This is a genomic window from Streptomyces sp. NPDC037271, assembly GCF_055603605.1.
Map to the genome: position 1 here is coordinate 841,389 of NZ_JBVJVN010000001.1, position 16,636 is coordinate 858,024.

Here is a 16,636-nt window from a genome sequence, read left to right on the forward strand (position 1 = left end):
GGATCACTTCAGCCGGTCGCGGATCCGCTCCCGCATCGACGCCATAGTGAACCCCCGCGGGTCGACCTTCCCCGGCTGCCATTCGAGGTGGCCGATGACGGATCGTTCGTTCCACCCGTGGTGGCGGCAGACCGCGGCGGCGGCCCGCTCGATCGCCTCCAGTTGCGCCGCCGGCCAGGGATCGTCGCCGTCACCCAGGTTCTCGCACTCGAAGCCGTAGAAGTGGCGGTTGCCGTCGGTGTTCGCCTCGTTGTCCCGGGGCAGGCCCTTCTCCGCGATCACCGCGCGCAGGACCTCGTCGTCGCCGAGCCCGGCGTGATTGGCCCGGCCGTACCCGACCAGGTGGACCTTGCCGTCCTTGGTGATGACCCCGTGGCACAGTGGCCCCGGCAGGCCCTCGTAGCCCTTGCGGCAGATCTCCACGGTCCGTTTGCTGCCCTTGGTGACCGTGTGGTGGATCATCACGCCGTGCACGGGCCCCCAGGGGCCCTTGTGGTTGCGGTTGTGGTCCCGCCAGTCGCCGACCTGGACGACGGTGAGGCCCTCTGCCTTCAGTGCCTTGAGGAAACTGCTCGCGGACATGGGTGAGGCCACGGCCGACTCCTTCGCGCTCAGCGACGACCGCCCGTCGCGACCGCCTCGTACCGTGCTTGTACCGAAACGGAGTGCTCCCTAGTACTTGTTCGATCCGTGTGCGATCCGATCCGGACAACCTTGTCCCGGCCAATCGTTTCGAACGGAGACGGGACAAGACGCCGAGAAGCCGAGACGGTGAGACACGAGACGTCGAACAAACCCCGTATCTGCCCCGGTCGGCGGTGATCCATTCCCGCTCGTTCGGGTAATAGCACCGGCGCGCTCCGTGCGGAAGGGTGATGCACGCACAACGATGCCGGGCACAGCCGTCCGGCACGACCGGGGAGGGCAATTCCTTATGTCGGTAGGCGAAGAGGTCCGCACCGAGCAGACCAGGCCGCAGCAGAGTCTCGGCACGGCGGCCGCGCGGAACCTGGCCACCACCACCAAGTCCGTTCCGCAGATGCAGGAGATCAGCTCCCGCTGGCTGCTGCGCACGCTCCCGTGGGTGGACGTCCAGGGCGGCACGTACCGGGTGAACCGGCGCATGACCTTCGCCATCGGCGACGGCCGGGTGACGTTCGTGAAGACCGGCGACCGCGTCGAGGTCATCCCCGCCGAGCTGGGCGAGCTGCCGGCCCTGCGGTCGTACGAGGACCAGGAAGTGCTCTCGGAACTCGCGCAGCGCTGTGAGCAGCGGGAGTTCGGCCCCGGTGAGGTGATCGCCTCGTTCGGCGGCCGGGCCGACGAGGTCTACCTGCTGGCGCACGGCAAGGTGGAGAAGGTCGGCACCGGCCCCTACGGCGACGACGCGGTGCTCGGCGTCCTCGCCGACGGCGCCTACTTCGGCGACCAGGCGCTGCTCGACGGGGACGCCATCTGGGAGTACACCGCCCGCACGGTCACCGCCTGCACGGTGCTGGTGCTGCCCCGCCAGCAGGTGGAGCAGATCGCGGAGCGCGCGGACTCCCTGCGCACGCACCTCGAGGAGCGGCGCTCGATCCCCCAGCAGCGCACCAACAAGCTCGGCGAGAAGGCCATCGACCTCTCCGCCGGCCACAGCGGCGAGCCGGACATCCCGCACACCTTCGTCGACTACGAGGCCCGGCCCCGTGAGTACGAGCTGAGCGTCGCCCAGACCGTGCTGCGCATCCACTCACGCGTGGCCGACCTCTACAACCAGCCGATGAACCAGACCGAGCAACAGCTCCGGCTGACCGTCGAGGCGCTGAAGGAGCGTCAGGAGCACGAGCTGGTCAACAACCGCGAGTTCGGCCTGCTGCACAACTGCGAGTACGACCAGCGGATCCAGCCGCACGACGGCGTACCCGGCCCGGACGACCTGGACGAGCTGCTCAGCCGTCGGCGCGGCACCAAGCTGCTCCTCGCCCACCCGCGTGCGATCGCCGCCATCGGCCGTGAGCTCAACAAGCGCGGGCTGGTCCCCGAGACGATCGACATCGCCGGCAACCGCATCCCGACCTGGCGTGGTGTGCCGATCTACCCGTGCAACAAGATCCCGGTCACCGAGGCCCGCACGTCCTCGATCATCGCGATGCGTACCGGCGAGCAGGACCAGGGCGTCATCGGCCTGCGCGCCACCGGCCTCCCGGACGAGATCGAGCCGAGTCTGTCGGTGCGCTTCATGGGCATCAACGAGCAGGCCATCATCAAGTACCTGGTCACGGCCTACTACTCGGCCGCGGTCCTCGTGCCGGACGCGCTGGGCGTCCTGGAGAACGTCGAGATCGGCCGCTGGCAGTGACGCCAGTCTCCCGAACGCCGTGTTGCCGCCCTTCCTGGCGGGTACACCCCGGGGGTACGGAGGCGGGCGTATGGGGGAGGTGAGTCCATGACAGAGGCTCGGCACGGCGTCACCGAGACGCTTCGCCCCACCAGGACGCTGGAAAGGCGCGAGCCCACCGGCACGCAGCGGGAGAAGGAGCCGGGGGCGACACCCGACGGACGGGGGGCGGCGGGGTCCGAGGGGCACGAGGCCGCGGGGCTGCTGCGGGAGTCCCGGGTGGCGGTCGACCCCGAACTGCGGTCCGCCATCATGTCACTGCCCGCCTCGATGCGCCGGGTCGCGCTGTACCACTTCGGCTGGGAGCACGCGGACGGTACACCCGCGGCGGACAACGCGGGCAAGGCGATCCGCCCCGCGCTCGTGCTCACCTCGGCCGCCGCGCTCGGCGGCGCGGAGGCCAGGGCGGGGGCGGTGCGGGCCGCGGCGGCGGTGGAACTGGTCCACAACTTCACGTTGCTGCACGACGACGTGATGGACCGCGACGCCACCCGGCGCCACCGGCCGACCGCGTGGACCGTGTTCGGGGACGCCGACGCGATCCTCGCGGGGGACGCCCTCCAGGCGCTGGCCCTGCGGCTGCTCGCCGCGGACCCGCACCCGGCGTCCGCGGCGGCGGCCACCCGGCTCGCCGACTGCGTCATGGAGCTGTGCGAGGGCCAGCACGCGGACACGGCGATGGAGCGGCGCGCCCCGGGCGACGTCACCCTCGACGAGACGCTCGCCATGGCCGAGGCCAAGACGGGCGCCCTACTGGGATGTGCCTGTGCTCTCGGCGCGCTGTACTCCGGTGCCGCCGAGGAGGACGTCGAGGCCCTGGACGCCTTCGGCCGCGAGGCGGGCCTCGCCTTCCAGCTCATCGACGACGTCATCGGCATATGGGGCGATCCGCGCCGTACCGGCAAGCCGGCCGGCGCGGACCTGGCCGCCCGCAAGAAGTCACTGCCGGTGGTCGCCGCCCTCACCTCCGGCACCCCGGCCGCCGGCGAACTCGCCGAGCTGTACACGGCGCCGTACGACGAGGACAGGGAGGACCTGGAGCGCACCGCACTGGCCGTGGAGCGGGCGGGCGGCCGGGACTGGGCGCAGGCCCAGGCGGCCGACCGGATGGCGAGGGCCATGCAGGAACTGGCCCGTGCGGTGCCCGACCCGGAGGCCGCGGGCGGGCTGCTCGCGCTGGCCGAGTTCGTGACCCGGCGCAGCACCTGACCGCGCCCCTCCGGCAGGCCCGGCACCCGGGAAGCGCCTGGCCGGTGACGCAAGACCCCGGAGCCCGTGCAGGACCGTACGGACCTGACCGACGTACGGCCGCACCGCCGCGGGCTCCGGTTCGGCGGGTCCCGCACTTCCCCACGGTGTGCGGGGCCCGCCCCTTTACGGTGTACGGCCGGGCGCGCCTCCTGCCTTCCGCCAGTGCTCGACGACCGGGCTCAACCGCCCTGTACGCGGGCGATGGTGAGCCGACGAGTCGGGCGGGACATGGGCATGGTGATCCGGAGGGCGGGGGAGGGCGACCGGGTGCCGGCCGTCCGGTCGCCGGACGAGGCCTTCCAGGACGGTCCGGCGAGCATCCGGGTTCTCCCCGACGAGATGGTTCCCCGGCCGGAAGACCAAAACCCCTTGAACCACTACGCGTGAAGCACTATAACTGAAGTGGTTGAGACGGAGGAGACCACTTTGCGCAAGCTCACGTACTTCATCGCCTGTTCGATCGACGGCTTCATCGGCGGTCCGGACGGCGACGCGTCCTTCATGGTCCCGTTCGTCGACGAGGAGTTCCTCGCGTTCCTGACGTCGGAGTATCCCGAGACGCTGCCGACCCACGGCCGCCGGCCCCTCGGGATCGACGACCTGCCGAACAAGCGGTTCGACACGATCGTCCAGGGCCGGGCCAGCTACGACCTGGCCCTGAAGGAGGGCATCACCAGCCCCTACGCCCATCTGCGCGAGTACGTCGCCTCGCGCACGCTCGCGGAGTCGCCCGACCCGAACGTCGAGATCATCCAGGACGGCCTGGTCGGCAGGATCCGCGCGCTGAAGGCCGAGGACAGTGCCTTCGGCATCTACCTGTGCGGCGGCTCGGCCGTCGCCGGCGAGCTGATCGACGAGATCGACGAACTGGTCATCAAGACGTACCCGGTGGTGCTGGGCACGGGCATGCCGATGTTCGGCTCCGGCTTCCAGGTCTCCGAGTTCGTCCAGGAGGGGGTGCGGGCCTTCGGCAACGGCGTCACGGTCAGGACGTACAGCAGGAAGGGCTGAGCGAGCGCGTTCGGCTTCAGGGCGAGAGGCGGGGCCGGCGGCAGCGATCCGGCCGCGGTCCTTCCGCTCGGCAGGGAGACCGAGGAGAGGCTGCGGAACGCGACCTGACTCGATCGTGGCGCAGGAACAGTCCGGTGAAGCGCGGCCGACGGGATTCGTCGCGGTGCCGGCCGGCTCGCCGTGACGAACGCCGCGCCGTCCGCGCCCGGTGCGGCGGCACTCGCGCTCGCCGTGGCCGCCTGCTGTGTCTGGACGGGCCCGCGCCGGACGGGACGGGCCCACCGGGGACCGCTCTCCCGCCTCGGGCGGGTGTGAGGGGCGGCAGCTCACGCCGCGGGCCCACGCCCAGGCGCGCGACCCTGGAAGACAGACCGCACCCGTTCCGTCATGGACGCCGTGCTCGGCGTACCGCGGAACGGGTGCGGGCCGGAAGACCAAGACCGTGCGACCCGAGGGAACCGGGCCGAACGGGGTCGTCCAGGATCAGGCCTTCTTGGTCTCCCAGAAGATCTTGTCGATCTGGGCGATGTAGTCCAGGGCCTTCTGGCCGGTCGCCGGGTCGGTCGAGGCCTTGGCCGCCGACAGGGCCTTCAGGGTGTCGTTGACCAGCTGGTGCAGCTCCGGGTACTTCTCGAAGTGCGGGGGCTTGAAGTAGTCGCTCCACAGCACGGAGACGTGGTGCTTCGCGAGCTCGGCGCGCTGCTCCTTGATGACCGTGGCGCGGGCCTGGAAGTGCGGGTCGTCGTTGCCGGCCATCTTCTCCTGGACGGCCTTCACCGACTCCGCCTCGATGCGGGCCTGGGCCGGGTCGTACACGCCGCAGGGCAGGTCGCAGTGGGCGCTGACCGTGACCTTGGGGGCAAACAGGCGGGAAAGCATGCAGCGTTCCTTCCTCGTGATCGTCTTCTCAGGGGGGACATTACTCCCTGGGAGGCGCGTTTTCGCGAGTGCCCCCGTGGGCTTAGGACAAAAGTCCGGGGTCAGACTGAGACTGGTGGAGGAAAGACCGGGGAGGTGCCGGGTCATGCCGGAGCAGCTGTCGCAGGAGACCGAACGCGCCAGAGGGGCCCTGCCCTTCGGGCCGGCCGAGGTGACCGGGCCGTCGATGGTGCCCACGCTGCACCACGGGGACGTGCTCCTGGTGCACTGGGGGGCCAGGGTCCGGCCGGGTGACGTGGTGGTGCTGCGGCATCCCTTCCAGCAGGACCTGCTCGTGGTCAAGCGGGCCGTCGAGCGGCGCGGGGCCGGCTGGTGGGTGCTCGGGGACAACGCGTTCGCGGGCGGTGACAGCACCGACTACGGGGTTGTCCCGGAGGAGCTGGTGCTCGGCAGGGCGCGGGCGCGGTACCGGCCGCGTCGGCCGGGTCAGCGCTCGCCGCTCGCGGTGGTCCGCTGGGCGCTGTCGGCGCTCAGGCCGGTGGCCCGGTCCGCCTCCAGGCGTTTGCGGGCGCGGTAGGCCGCCACGTTGGCACGGGTGGCGCAGCGGTCGGAGCAGTAGCGCCGGGAGCGGTTGGTGGAGGTGTCCAGGTAGGCGTTGCGGCAGGGGGCCGCCTCGCACAGGCCCAGGCGGTCCACGCCGTACTCGGTGAGGTGGAAGGCCAGGCCCATCGCCGCGAGGGCGGCGAAACCGGCGGTCGCGTTGGACGGGTGGTCCGCCAGGTGCATGTGCCACAGCGGGCTGCCGTCGTCGTCGCGGTGGTCGTGGCCGGAGATCTGCGGGCTCACCGGGAACTCCAGCAGGAGGGAGTTCAGGAGGTCCACGGCGAGGGTCTCGTCGCCGCCGTCGGCCGCCTCGAAGACCGCCCGCAGCCGCCCCCGCACCGACCGGAACCGGGTCACGTCCGCGTCCGTGGCGCGCCGGGCCGCCGACTGGTTGGCGCCGAAGAGCTCGCGGACGGCCTCGACCGAGGTCAGGGAGTCCTGTCCCCGGGCCGGTTCCTCGGTGTTGACGAGACGTACGGCGTAATCCGAGTAATAGGCCAGTTCCACTTGTAGTCCTTACGGAGGGGCTCTATGGTCGTGCCTGCGGTCGGGTAACAGCTGATCGTGGTTCCAGGGTATTACCAGGGTATTGCGTCACGCACACGACGGAGGGGCCCGATGACGGACGCGGACATCACCACCACCACGACCGGCGCCGACTGGCAGGCCTGGCAGGTCAGCTGGGACCGGCAGCAGGAGTGGTACATGCCGGACCGCGAGGAACGCTTCCGGACCATGCTGGACATGGTCGAGGCCCTGGTCGGTCCCGCGCCGCGCGTGCTCGACCTCGCCTGCGGCACCGGGACCATCACGGCCCGGCTGCTCGCCCGGTTCCCGGAGGCCACCAGCACCGGCGTGGACCTCGACCCCGCGCTCCTCGCCATCGCCGAGGGCACCTTCGCGGGCGACGAGCGGGTCTCCCTGGTCAGCGCCGACCTCAAGGACCCCGACTGGACGGCGGGGCTGCCGTACGACTCCTACGACGCCGTCCTGACCGCCACGGCCCTGCACTGGCTCCACGCCGAACCCCTCGCGGCCCTCTACGGTCGGATCGCGGAACTGGTCCGCGACGGTGGTGTCTTCATGAACGCGGACCACATGATCGACGAGACGACCCCCAGGATCAACGCGGCCGAGCGCGCCCAGCGGCACGCGCGGATGGAGGCCGCCAAGTCGCAGGGAGCGCTGGACTGGGCCGAGTGGTGGCAGCTCGCCGCCAAGGACCCGGTGCTCGCCGGGCCCACCGCCCGACGCTTCGAGATCTACGGTGAGCACGCCGACGGCGACACGCCCTCGGCGGCGTGGCACGCGCGCGTGCTGCGCGAGAAGGGCTTCGGCGAGGCGCGGCCGGTCTGGTGCTCGCCGTCGGACACGCTGCTGCTGGCGCTCAAGTAACGCGGCGGCGGTCCGGGTCCGGGTCCGGACGCAGCCCGAAGGGGGCGGTACAGAGATACGTACCGCCCCCTCGGCGTGCCTGCGGGCGTTCAGAGGACCTTGGACAGGAACGCCTTCGTCCGCTCGTGCTGCGGGTCCGTCAGGACGTCGCGCGGGTTGCCCGACTCGACCACCACGCCGCCGTCCATGAAGACCAGGCTGTCGCCGACCTCACGGGCGAAGCCCATCTCATGGGTGACGACGACCATCGTCATGCCGGACTCGGCGAGGTCGCGCATGACGTCGAGGACGTCGCCGACCAGCTCCGGGTCCAGGGCCGAGGTCGGCTCGTCGAACAGCATCAGCTTCGGGTCCATCGCCAGGGCCCGGGCGATCGCCACCCGCTGCTGCTGGCCGCCGGAGAGCTGCGAGGGGTAGTTGCCCGCCTTGTCGCCCAGGCCAACGCGCTCCAGGAGCTGCCGTGCCCGCTCCCTGGCCTGCGCCTTGCTCACGCCCTTGACCTGTACCGGCGCCTCCATGACGTTCTCCACGGCCGTCATGTGCGGGAACAGGTTGAAGCGCTGGAAGACCATGCCGATGTCCCGGCGCTTGAGGGCGACCTCGCTGTCCCTCAGCTCGTAGAGCTTGTCGCCCTTCTGGCGGTAGCCGACCAGCTCGCCGTCGACGTACAGACGCCCGGCGTTGATCTTCTCGAGGTGGTTGATACACCTGAGGAAGGTGGACTTGCCGGAGCCGGAGGGGCCGATGAGGCAGAACACCTCGCCGGACTTCACCTCCAGGTCGATGCCCTTGAGGACCTCCACGGCACCGAAGGACTTGTGGACGCCCTCGGCCTTGACCATGGCGGGGGAGGACTGCGTCATGCCGTGACTCCCTTCGGGCGGCGGGTGGGCAGGACGGCCGCCTTGAAGCGCTGCAACGGCGTCGGCGGCAGGGTGCGGCTGGAACCGCGGGCGTAGTACCGCTCGACGTAGTACTGCCCGACGCTCAGGATCGAGGTCATGATCAGGTACCAGGCGGCGGCGAGGAAGTACATCTCCACCGTCGAGCCCGCGCCCTGCCCGATATCCTGGGCCTGCTTGAAGAGGTCGGCGAACTGCACCGCCGAGACCAGCGAGGTGGTCTTCAGCATGTTGATGACCTCGTTGCCCGTGGGCGGCACGATGACGCGCATCGCCTGCGGGATCACGATCCGGCGCAGCGTCTTCGGCTGGCTCATGCCGAGCGCGTGCGACGCCTCCGTCTGGCCCTCGTCGACCGAGAGCAGACCGGCACGGCAGATCTCGGCCATGTACGCGGCCTCGTTGAGCCCCAGACCGAGCAGCGCCGTCAGCAGCGGCGTCATGAACGAGGACCAGTAGTCCTTGTAGATCGGACCCAGGTTGATGTACTCGAACACCAGGCCGAGGTTGAACCAGACGAAGAGCTGGACCAGGACCGGGGTGCCGCGGAAGAACCAGATGTAGAACCAGGCGATGGACGAGGTCACCGGGTTCTTCGACAGGCGCATCACGGCGAGCAGGATGCCGCCGGCGATGCCGATCGCCATCGACAGCACCGTGAGCAGCAGGGTGTTCCAGACACCCTTGAGGATGCGGTCGTCGAAGAAGTACTCGGGGATCGCGCCCCAGTTGATGTTGCCTCGCGCGAAGGCGTAGACGACCGCGCCCAGGAGGGCGAGTGCGACGGCCGCGGACACGTACCGCCCCGGGTGCCGGACCGGGATGGCCTTGATGGCCTCCGGCCCGGCGGGGGGCGTCGCGTCGGGACCGCCCGTCTTGCTGACGTCAACAGTCACGGGTGGAGCCTTTCAGAGCCGAGTCGAACCGGGCCGGTTCAGGAACCGCCGTTGATCTTGGCCTCGGTGATCGCGCCGTCCGCGACGCCCCACTTGTCGATGATCTTCTTGTACTCGCCGTTGTCGATGAGCGCCTGGACCGCGGCCTGCAGCGCGTCACGGAGCTCGGTGTTGCCCTTGGCGACGGCGATGCCGTAGGGGCCCGCCTCGACCTGCTCGCCGACGATCTCGAAGTACTTGCCGCCGCCGGAGTTCTTCACGGAGTAGGCGGCGATCGGGAAGTCGGCGGAGACGACGTCGGCTCCCTTGGAGCGCATCCGGGTCTCGGCCTCGGGGTTGGTGCCGAAGTCCTCGATCTTCAGGGTCTTCTTGCCGTCCTTCTCGCACTTGGTCGCCTGCTCCTTGGCGAGGTCGTGGGAGAAGGTGTTGCGCTGCACGGCCATGGTCTTGCCGCACAGGTCGTCCCAGGTCTTGATCCCCTGGTCGTCGCCCTTGTTGGTGTAGAGCGAGACGCCCGCGGTGAAGTAGTCGACGAAGTCGACGCCCGCGCCGACCTTCTTGCCTGTGTCGGCGTCGATGCCCTCCTGGCGCTGCTTGGTGTCGGTCATGGCCGACATGGCGATGTCGTACCGCTTGGAGGCGAGGCCGCCGACGAGGGTGTCGAACGTGGCGTTCTGGAACTCGAACTTCACCCCGAGCTGCTTGCCCATGGCCTCGGCCAGGTCCGGGTCGATACCGACGACCTTGCCGGAGTCGTCCTTGAATTCGACCGGAGCGTAGGCGATGTCGGAACCGACCTTGATGACGCCCTTGTCGCGTATGGACTGCGGCAGCTTGTCGGCCAGCGGGGCGGTGCTCTTCGCCGGGCTCTCGCTGCCGGAGTCGTTGTCCTTGGTCTGGTCGCCGCATCCGGTGAGCAGCAGGGCGCCTGCGACCGCGATCGCACCGACCGCTGCTGTCCGGGAGTGCGCGGCGGTCGTACGACGGGTGGAGCTTGCGGTCATGGTGGTTCCTCCGGCGGATGAAGGGAGATGCCGATGGTGACGGTGGAGTTCCGGTGGAGCGGGACGCCGGCCGGGACATCGGCAGGCGCGGCGGGTCGACGAGAGCACACGCCTTCGAGTGTCGCGACCTCGTGTGATTACGGCATCTTGCCATTCGGACTCGGCCGTTCAGGGGGGACGTCATGTCAAAATCGGATAACGGGTGACCCCCCGAACCGCACCAGGTCGGTACATCACGACCGAACCTTTACGGGAATCCTCCCTTCCGGCCGGAAGATCTTCGGCATTCCTCGATATGCAGACGCGGTTCGCGCGTATGTGCGGCCTTTGAGGACCTGTTCTCCATGCCTGTCAAGGGATGCCGAGAAGTTGTCCGGATCCCTGGCTATGAGTCATGTCACCGGCATGCGGCGTTCGGGGTCCGACATGTGAGCTTGCGCTTATCGGACTCGTCGCGGGGGGCGTCCGTCGGGTAAGAAGGTTCTTTACACCCCTCATCAGGGGCTCAGGGCGCGTGTGCGGCGCGCCCGTCGCGCAGGCCTCCCTGTGGCCCAGTCGGCCGGCGTCCTGCGCGGTGCCCGCCCATTCCTCACCAGGAGTGGACAAACCCTCAAACCATGAACTCTTAAGGGGTAAGACAAAGTGGCAGCGGAGATCGTCAATCCTCGCAGCGACAGCGACGCCAGTACGGAGCAGGAGGCGGGCACGGAGCCCCTCGACTCCTTCGACCCCGCGTTCGCGCTGCACCGCGGCGGCAAGATGGCCGTGCAGGCCACCGTGCCGGTCCGTGACAAGGACGACCTGTCCCTGGCGTACACGCCCGGCGTCGCGAAAGTGTGCAGCGCGATCGCCGAGCAGCCCGACCTCGTCCACGACTACACGTGGAAGTCGTCGGTCGTGGCGGTCGTGACGGACGGTACGGCGGTTCTGGGACTCGGGGACATCGGGCCCGAGGCCTCCCTTCCGGTGATGGAAGGGAAGGCGATCCTGTTCAAGCAGTTCGGCGGTGTGGACGCGGTTCCGATCGCGCTGAACTGCACGGACGCCGACGAGATCGTCGAGACGGTGGTGCGGCTCGCGCCGTCCTTCGGCGGCGTGAACCTGGAGGACATCTCGGCGCCGCGGTGCTTCGAGATCGAGCGCAAGCTCCAGGAGCGCCTCGACATCCCGGTCTTCCACGACGACCAGCACGGCACGGCGGTCGTGACGCTCGCGGCCCTGCGCAACGCCGCTCGGCTGAGCGGGCGGACCCTGGGCGAGCTGCGGGCGGTGATCTCGGGCGCGGGCGCGGCCGGTGTCGCCATCGCCAAGATGCTGGTGGAGGCCGGCATCGGGGACGTCGCGGTCGCGGACCGCAAGGGCGTCGTCTCGGCGGACCGGGAGGACCTGACCCCGGTCAAGCGGGAGCTGGCCTCCTTCACCAACAAGGCGGGGCTGTCCGGCTCGCTGGAGGCCGCCCTGTCGGGCGCCGACGTCTTCATCGGCGTCTCCGGCGGTACGGTGCCGGAGCCGGCGGTCGCCTCGATGGCGAAGGGCGCCTTCGTCTTCGCGATGGCCAACCCGAACCCCGAGGTGCACCCGGAGGTCGCCCACAAGTACGCGGCGGTCGTCGCGACGGGGCGCTCGGACTTCCCGAACCAGATCAACAACGTGCTGGCGTTCCCGGGCATCTTCGCGGGCGCGCTGCAGGTGCGGGCGTCCCGGATCACCGAGGGCATGAAGCTCGCGGCGGCCGAGGCGCTGGCCTCCGTGGTGGGCGACGACCTCGCCGCGGACTACGTCATCCCGTCCCCGTTCGACGAGCGCGTCGCGCCGGCCGTGACGGCGGCGGTGGCGGCGGCGGCTCGGGCGGAGGGGGTCGCGCGCCGGTGACGGTGTGATGCCGCGTGTGGTGCACGGCCTCGTCCTTGGTGGACGGGGCCGTTCGCTTTTGCCGGTGGGGCGGCGTCGGTGTGGGGCGGGGGTGGGTGGCGCGGCCCGGCGCTGCGGGGTGCCTCCCCCACTCTCGGCTGCGCTCGAGCGGGAGGTGCCCCCACCGCCCACCCGTGCCGCCCCAGCGGCACGACTGCCCGCAGCTGCGCGGGGGCAAGAGGGCGTGTGTCACAGGGCGTCGTGGTTCCGGTCTGCGGGTCGGGAACCTATCGTCAAGGTCATGTTCGCTGTCTACGCCGCCCGAATCGACCGCGACCAACCGCTGACCGGACTGGAGTTGGGAGAGCGCCCCGCTCCCGAGGCCCGTCCCGGCTGGAGCGTCGTCGATGTCAGGGCCGCCTCCCTCAACCACCACGACCTGTGGTCCCTGCGCGGCGTCGGCCTCCCCGAGGACCGGCTCCCGATGATCCTCGGCTGTGACGCCGCGGGTGTCGACGAGGACGGCAACGAGGTCGTCCTGCACTCCGTGATCGGCCAGACCGGCCACGGCGTCGGCCCGAAGGAGCCACGCTCGATCCTCACGGAGCGCTACCCGGGGACGTTCGCCGAGCAGGTCGCCGTGCCGACCTGGAACGTCCTGCCCAAGCCGAAGGAGCTCTCCTTCGAGGAGGCCGCCTGCCTGCCGACCGCCTGGCTGACGGCGTACCGGATGCTGTTCACCAACGCCGGGGTGCGCCCGGGTGACTCGGTGCTGGTGCAGGGCGCCGGTGGTGGGGTCGCCACGGCCGCGATCGTGCTGGGCAAGGCGGCGGGGCTGCGGGTCTTCGCCACCAGCCGGGACGAGGCCAAGCGGAAGCGGGCCCTGGAGCTGGGTGCCGTGGAGGCCGTCGAGCCGGGCGCGCGGCTGCCGCAGCGGGTCGACGCCGTCATCGAGACCGTGGGCGCCGCCACCTGGTCCCACTCGGTGAAGTCGCTGCGGCCGGGCGGCACGCTCGTCATCTCCGGCGCCACCAGCGGCGACCGGCCCTCCCACGCCGAGCTGACCCGGGTCTTCTTCCTGGAACTCAAGATCGTCGGCTCCACGATGGGCACCAAGGACGAGCTGGAGGACCTGCTGTCCTTCTGCGCCGCGACCGGTGTACGTCCCGTCATCGACGAGGTGCTTCCGATGGACCGGGCCCGCGAGGGATTCGAGCGGATGGCCTCCGGAGGGCAGTTCGGCAAGATCGTGCTCAGCGGTTCCTGACCTGCAAGCTTTTCTCCCTGTCACGCAGACCGATCGGATCGATCAGGTCGATCAGGTCGATCAGGTCGTGCGGATCGTTCGGGTCGCGCAGGGCGATCGGATCATTCAGCTCGTCCACGGCGGGCCCGGTCTTCCGGGTCCGCCGTTCGCGTTCCCCGAACCACCCCGGAGTGTCAACCAGGGTTGACGAGTGGGTCCTGTCAACCTACATTGACACCATGAGCGAAGCAACGGATCTCGCCGCGCGGGCGGGTGATCGTGACCCCCGGGTCGGGCTGCGGGCCGTCGCCGCACTGCGGATGCTGCTGGAGCAGCTGGAAGCGGTGCAGGTGCGCAGCGCGCGCAACCAGGGATGGTCGTGGCAGGAGATCGCCACGGAACTCGGGGTCAGCAGGCAGGCCGTGCACAAGAAGCATGGGAGGCATTGATGTTCGAGCGATTCACGAAGGACGCCCGGGCCGTGGTGCAGGGGGCGGTCGAGCACGCCGAAGAAGCACGGGCGCAGACCGTCGACACCGAGCACCTGCTGCTCGCCCTGCTGGACCGTGAGGGCAGCCGGGCCTCCTTCGCCCTGTCGGCGCTCGGGGTCGGAGAACGCGAGGAGGAGGTACGGCAGGCCCTGGCGGAGGCGCGGCGACGTGCCGGGCTGACCCGGGCCGAGACCGACGCCCTCGCCGGGCTGGGGATCGACGTCTCCGAGATCGTCGCCCGGGTGGAGGAGGCCCATGGCGTCGGCGCGATGTCCGGCGACCGGAGGGACAGGCGTTGGTGGTCCGGGCACCGCAGTTTCAGCAAGGGCGCCAAGGAGGTGCTGGAGCAGGCCCTGCGGGCTGCCGTCGCCCGGCGCGACCGGCACATCGGGGACGAGCACATCCTCCTCGCCCTCACCGTCCGCCCCGGCGTACCCGCCGAGGTGCTCGCCGACCACGGGGTGACCCATGAGTCGCTGACCAGGGTGCTGGGCGGCGGTGCGGGGGAGGCCTGCGCCTGACGTGCGCGGCGTCCCGGCGAGGCGCCTTCGGCGGTGTGCCGGGGAGCCGCGCCGGGGACATGCGCCGCAGGAGCCGGTGCCGGTGCTCAGGCCTTCGGTGCCCGCAGCACCGCCCCGATGTGCGCCGCGGCCGTCGACAACTGGAGGCGGGCGTCGCGGAGCTGGTCGGCCGTGACGCCGTGGTCCCGGGCCGCGTCGCGGATGTCGTCCCGGAAGCGGTCGAGCAGCCGGTCCAGGTCGCGGGCGGGGTCACCGGTGGACTCCGCGGCGTCCTCGTGCGCCCAGGACGGGGCGTAGCCGGCCGGGAAGTCCTCGCGGGCCGCGGAGTACTCGGGCCGGTGGGTGCTCGGCCCGGTGTCGGTGCGGCCGAAGCCCCAGTCCTTTCCGAACTCCTTCCCGAAGTCCTTGCCGAAGTCGCCGACCTCCTTGGCCAGTTCGCTCAGGCCCTCGCGCAGCCCGGTCGGCCAGTCGCCCCGCGAGAAGTGGTCCTGGACCTGCTCCTGGACCCGCTGGGCGATGCGCTGCACCTCCTCCTGCGCCTGAGCCCGGGCCCGCTCCTGGGCCTCCTTGGCCTGATGCCGGGCCCGCTGGGCCTCCTCGCGGGCGCGGCGGCTCTCGTCCTTGGCGCGGCGGGCCTGCTCCTTCCACTCCTGCTTGACGCGCCGCATCTCCTCCTTGGCGGCGCGCCAGGCCTCCTTGTCGTCGGTGTCCGCGGTGCCGGCGGCGGAGCCGGTGCCCTCGCCGTGCGCCGCCGAGCCGGTGCCCCCGCGGGCGGCGCTGGCCGCGGCCCGCATCTCCCGGCGCAGATCACCGGCGGCGCCGCGCACGTCGGCCCGGATCTCGGCGGCGAGCTCGGCGACGGACTCCCGGATCTCCAGCTCCAGGTCGGCCAGTTCGCCACTGCGGTCGGACAGTTCGGCGCGGCCGGCGTCGGTGATGGCGTACACCTTGCGGCCGCCCTCGGTGGTGTGGGTGACCAGGCCCTCGGCCTCCAGCTTGGCCAGGCGCGGGTACACCGTGCCGGCCGACGGAGCGTACAGACCCTGGAAGCGCTCTTCGAGGAGCCGGATCACCTCGTAGCCGTGACGCGGGGCCTCGTCCAGCAGCTTGAGGAGGTAGAGGCGGAGGCGGCCGTGCGCGAAGACGGGGGACATGTCAGAGCACCTTCTTTTCGGTCGTGCCGTCGGCCGGGGCGCCGGTGGCGCCGCGGTCCCGGCCGGAAGCGGAATTGTCCCCCGAGTCGTCCTGCGCGTCGCCCGCCGGGCCGGTGTCCACGGGCTCGCGGTCCCCCGCTGTGTCCTCCCCTGCCGGGCGGCGCAGCAGGGCGATCGAGCCGGAGATCGTCGTGGCCTTCAGCCGGCCGTTGCCCGCGCCGAGCCGGCCGGTGATCCGCTTGGCACCCCACTGGCCGCCCACCCGGAGGTCCTCGAAGGCGCTGGAGACCGTGCCGCTGGCGGTGTTCGCCTCCACCCGGGCGTCGGCGGGCTGGGGCAGCCGGATGGCGATCTCGCCCGAGACGCTGGTCAGGCTGATGTCGGTGGGGCCGCCGGCCGGATCCAGGTCCACGATCATCGAACCGCTCACGGAGTCCGCCCGGACGGAGGAGCCCGCCTCCACCACCGTCAGGTCGCCGGAGACGGAGTTGAAGCGCAGGTCGCCGCTGAGGGCCTGGGCCTCCACATTTCCGGAGACGGTATCCGCGCGGACCGGGCCCGCGAGGCTCACCAGCGTGGTGTCCCCGGCGACGCCCCGGACCTCGGCGCGCCCGTCGAGTCCGGAGACCACGGCCGTGGCGCTGACCACGCCCACCTCCACGCGGGTGCCGGTCGGCACGGCCAGGGAGACCACCGCGCTGCGGCGCCAGCCCTTGCGGTCGAGCCACTTGAGGAAGCCCTTCCAGGGCAGGTCCTCGTAGGCCACGGTGAGTATGCCGTCCTGGTGGGTCACGATCAGGGGTGGCCCCTCCATCTCGGAGACCTCCAGGCGGGCGGAACCTTCGTCCGTGCCCACGACGTTCACTGTTCCATTGACGATGCGTACCTGGAGCTCGCTCACGGACTCGTCGAAGGTGAGTTTCCCGGGCTCCGCGACGGACCACTCGGACATGGTGCAGACCTCCTCGACCGAACGCGCCATATCGCGTCCTCCGTAATTCACGATATATCGCGCGCAGGGAAAGTCAAGAGACCCGTTCCGGTGATCTGCG

18 protein-coding genes are annotated in these 16,636 nt (G+C 70.7%); 9 read left to right on the top strand and 9 right to left on the bottom strand.

All coding sequences use genetic code 11. From position 1 onward, the window contains the following. Window positions 1-3: 3 nt before the first annotated feature. Entirely contained in the window at window positions 4-582 is a 579-nt protein-coding gene (locus ACZ7G3_RS03865) for an N-acetylmuramoyl-L-alanine amidase (RefSeq protein ID WP_426601092.1), read from the bottom strand. 352 nt (window positions 583-934) lie between these two features. Between ACZ7G3_RS03865 and ACZ7G3_RS03870 the strand changes: the two genes are divergently transcribed. The 3 genes from ACZ7G3_RS03870 to ACZ7G3_RS03880 all read left to right on the top strand — a co-directional run bounded on the left by ACZ7G3_RS03870 (window position 935) and on the right by ACZ7G3_RS03880 (window position 4,642). After that, entirely contained in the window at window positions 935-2,341 is a 1,407-nt protein-coding gene (locus ACZ7G3_RS03870; protein ID WP_426600990.1) for a family 2B encapsulin nanocompartment shell protein, read from the top strand. An 87-nt stretch (window positions 2,342-2,428) separates the two neighbouring features. Continuing rightward, on the top strand, window positions 2,429-3,589 hold the full coding sequence (locus ACZ7G3_RS03875) for a family 2 encapsulin nanocompartment cargo protein polyprenyl transferase (RefSeq protein ID WP_470923071.1): 1,161 nt from the start codon (window positions 2,429-2,431) through the stop codon (window positions 3,587-3,589). A gap of 468 nt (window positions 3,590-4,057) precedes the next feature. After that, on the top strand, window positions 4,058-4,642 hold the full coding sequence (locus ACZ7G3_RS03880) for a dihydrofolate reductase family protein (protein WP_470923195.1): 585 nt from the start codon (window positions 4,058-4,060) through the stop codon (window positions 4,640-4,642). Between the two features lie 483 nt (window positions 4,643-5,125). Here the strand turns inward: ACZ7G3_RS03880 and sodN are convergent, their stop codons facing one another. Further along, window positions 5,126-5,521: a superoxide dismutase, Ni gene (gene sodN, locus ACZ7G3_RS03885; protein WP_077796552.1), complete on the bottom strand. Its 396-nt coding sequence runs from the start codon at window positions 5,519-5,521 to the stop codon at window positions 5,126-5,128. A 145-nt stretch (window positions 5,522-5,666) separates the two neighbouring features. On the opposite strand from sodN, the gene sodX reads away from it, so the two are divergent. After that, window positions 5,667-6,098: a nickel-type superoxide dismutase maturation protease gene (gene sodX / locus ACZ7G3_RS03890; protein ID WP_426600987.1), complete on the top strand. Its 432-nt coding sequence runs from the start codon at window positions 5,667-5,669 to the stop codon at window positions 6,096-6,098. On the opposite strand, the gene ACZ7G3_RS03895 is transcribed toward sodX, so the two are convergent. After that, window positions 6,008-6,631, bottom strand: coding sequence for a CGNR zinc finger domain-containing protein (locus ACZ7G3_RS03895; protein WP_426600985.1), 624 nt, complete (start codon window positions 6,629-6,631; stop codon window positions 6,008-6,010). The genes sodX and ACZ7G3_RS03895 overlap by 91 nt on opposite strands. 111 nt (window positions 6,632-6,742) lie before the next feature. Between ACZ7G3_RS03895 and ACZ7G3_RS03900 the strand changes: the two genes are divergently transcribed. Next, window positions 6,743-7,519, top strand: coding sequence for a class I SAM-dependent methyltransferase (locus ACZ7G3_RS03900; protein ID WP_470923072.1), 777 nt, complete (start codon window positions 6,743-6,745; stop codon window positions 7,517-7,519). Window positions 7,520-7,608: 89 nt separating this feature from the next. Here the strand turns inward: ACZ7G3_RS03900 and ACZ7G3_RS03905 are convergent, their stop codons facing one another. From ACZ7G3_RS03905 to ACZ7G3_RS03915, 3 genes are read right to left on the bottom strand one after another with little or no spacing between them, the layout of a single operon-like run. Further along, window positions 7,609-8,382, bottom strand: coding sequence for an amino acid ABC transporter ATP-binding protein (locus tag ACZ7G3_RS03905; protein WP_426600982.1), 774 nt, complete (start codon window positions 8,380-8,382; stop codon window positions 7,609-7,611). Continuing rightward, window positions 8,379-9,317 (bottom strand): amino acid ABC transporter permease, encoded by a 939-nt coding sequence (locus tag ACZ7G3_RS03910; RefSeq protein WP_470923073.1) that lies wholly within the window; start codon window positions 9,315-9,317, stop codon window positions 8,379-8,381. Before ACZ7G3_RS03910 ends, ACZ7G3_RS03905 begins: the two co-directional genes overlap by 4 nt. A gap of 38 nt (window positions 9,318-9,355) precedes the next feature. Further along, on the bottom strand, window positions 9,356-10,321 hold the full coding sequence (locus ACZ7G3_RS03915) for an ABC transporter substrate-binding protein (protein ID WP_470923074.1): 966 nt from the start codon (window positions 10,319-10,321) through the stop codon (window positions 9,356-9,358). A gap of 642 nt (window positions 10,322-10,963) precedes the next feature. Here ACZ7G3_RS03915 and ACZ7G3_RS03920 point away from each other — a divergent pair. Further along, the gene (locus ACZ7G3_RS03920; RefSeq protein ID WP_470923075.1) at window positions 10,964-12,193 is read left to right on the top strand and encodes an NAD(P)-dependent malic enzyme; all 1,230 of its coding nucleotides are present in this window, start codon (window positions 10,964-10,966) and stop codon (window positions 12,191-12,193) included. A 280-nt stretch (window positions 12,194-12,473) separates the two neighbouring features. Continuing rightward, on the top strand, window positions 12,474-13,439 hold the full coding sequence (locus tag ACZ7G3_RS03925; protein WP_426600977.1) for a zinc-binding dehydrogenase: 966 nt from the start codon (window positions 12,474-12,476) through the stop codon (window positions 13,437-13,439). On the opposite strand, the gene ACZ7G3_RS03930 is transcribed toward ACZ7G3_RS03925, so the two are convergent. After that, entirely contained in the window at window positions 13,426-13,557 is a 132-nt protein-coding gene (locus ACZ7G3_RS03930) for a hypothetical protein (RefSeq protein ID WP_470923076.1), read from the bottom strand. The two genes, ACZ7G3_RS03925 and ACZ7G3_RS03930, sit on opposite strands and share 14 nt — an antisense overlap. Window positions 13,558-13,657: 100 nt before the next feature. On the opposite strand from ACZ7G3_RS03930, the gene ACZ7G3_RS03935 reads away from it, so the two are divergent. Both ACZ7G3_RS03935 and ACZ7G3_RS03940 read left to right on the top strand, forming a co-directional pair. Continuing rightward, window positions 13,658-13,867: a helix-turn-helix domain-containing protein gene (locus tag ACZ7G3_RS03935; protein WP_426600974.1), complete on the top strand. Its 210-nt coding sequence runs from the start codon at window positions 13,658-13,660 to the stop codon at window positions 13,865-13,867. Beyond that, window positions 13,867-14,430, top strand: a complete 564-nt coding sequence (locus tag ACZ7G3_RS03940; RefSeq protein ID WP_470923077.1) for a Clp protease N-terminal domain-containing protein — start codon at window positions 13,867-13,869, stop codon at window positions 14,428-14,430. Before ACZ7G3_RS03935 ends, ACZ7G3_RS03940 begins: the two co-directional genes overlap by 1 nt. A gap of 86 nt (window positions 14,431-14,516) precedes the next feature. Here the strand turns inward: ACZ7G3_RS03940 and ACZ7G3_RS03945 are convergent, their stop codons facing one another. Both ACZ7G3_RS03945 and ACZ7G3_RS03950 read right to left on the bottom strand, forming a co-directional pair. Beyond that, complete coding sequence (locus tag ACZ7G3_RS03945) at window positions 14,517-15,584, bottom strand: PadR family transcriptional regulator (RefSeq protein WP_470923078.1); 1,068 nt, start codon at window positions 15,582-15,584, stop codon at window positions 14,517-14,519. A gap of 1 nt (window position 15,585) precedes the next feature. Next, on the bottom strand, window positions 15,586-16,536 hold the full coding sequence (locus tag ACZ7G3_RS03950) for a DUF4097 family beta strand repeat-containing protein (protein WP_470923196.1): 951 nt from the start codon (window positions 16,534-16,536) through the stop codon (window positions 15,586-15,588). Window positions 16,537-16,636 lie beyond the last annotated feature (100 nt).

Bases quoted from the DNA above. Each gene is read 5' to 3' on its own strand.
- ACZ7G3_RS03865 (WP_426601092.1), bottom strand. From the start codon at position 582: ATGTCCGCGAGCAGTTTCCTCAAGGCACTGAAGGCAGAGGGCCTCACC.
- ACZ7G3_RS03870 (WP_426600990.1), top strand. From the start codon at position 935: ATGTCGGTAGGCGAAGAGGTCCGCACCGAGCAGACCAGGCCGCAGCAG.
- ACZ7G3_RS03875 (WP_470923071.1), top strand. From the start codon at position 2,429: ATGACAGAGGCTCGGCACGGCGTCACCGAGACGCTTCGCCCCACCAGG.
- sodN (WP_077796552.1), bottom strand. From the start codon at position 5,521: ATGCTTTCCCGCCTGTTTGCCCCCAAGGTCACGGTCAGCGCCCACTGC.
- sodX (WP_426600987.1), top strand. From the start codon at position 5,667: ATGCCGGAGCAGCTGTCGCAGGAGACCGAACGCGCCAGAGGGGCCCTG.
- ACZ7G3_RS03900 (WP_470923072.1), top strand. From the start codon at position 6,743: ATGACGGACGCGGACATCACCACCACCACGACCGGCGCCGACTGGCAG.
- ACZ7G3_RS03905 (WP_426600982.1), bottom strand. From the start codon at position 8,382: ATGACGCAGTCCTCCCCCGCCATGGTCAAGGCCGAGGGCGTCCACAAG.
- ACZ7G3_RS03915 (WP_470923074.1), bottom strand. From the start codon at position 10,321: ATGACCGCAAGCTCCACCCGTCGTACGACCGCCGCGCACTCCCGGACA.
- ACZ7G3_RS03925 (WP_426600977.1), top strand. From the start codon at position 12,474: ATGTTCGCTGTCTACGCCGCCCGAATCGACCGCGACCAACCGCTGACC.
- ACZ7G3_RS03935 (WP_426600974.1), top strand. From the start codon at position 13,658: ATGAGCGAAGCAACGGATCTCGCCGCGCGGGCGGGTGATCGTGACCCC.
- ACZ7G3_RS03940 (WP_470923077.1), top strand. From the start codon at position 13,867: ATGTTCGAGCGATTCACGAAGGACGCCCGGGCCGTGGTGCAGGGGGCG.
- ACZ7G3_RS03945 (WP_470923078.1), bottom strand. From the start codon at position 15,584: ATGTCCCCCGTCTTCGCGCACGGCCGCCTCCGCCTCTACCTCCTCAAG.
- ACZ7G3_RS03950 (WP_470923196.1), bottom strand. From the start codon at position 16,536: ATGTCCGAGTGGTCCGTCGCGGAGCCCGGGAAACTCACCTTCGACGAG.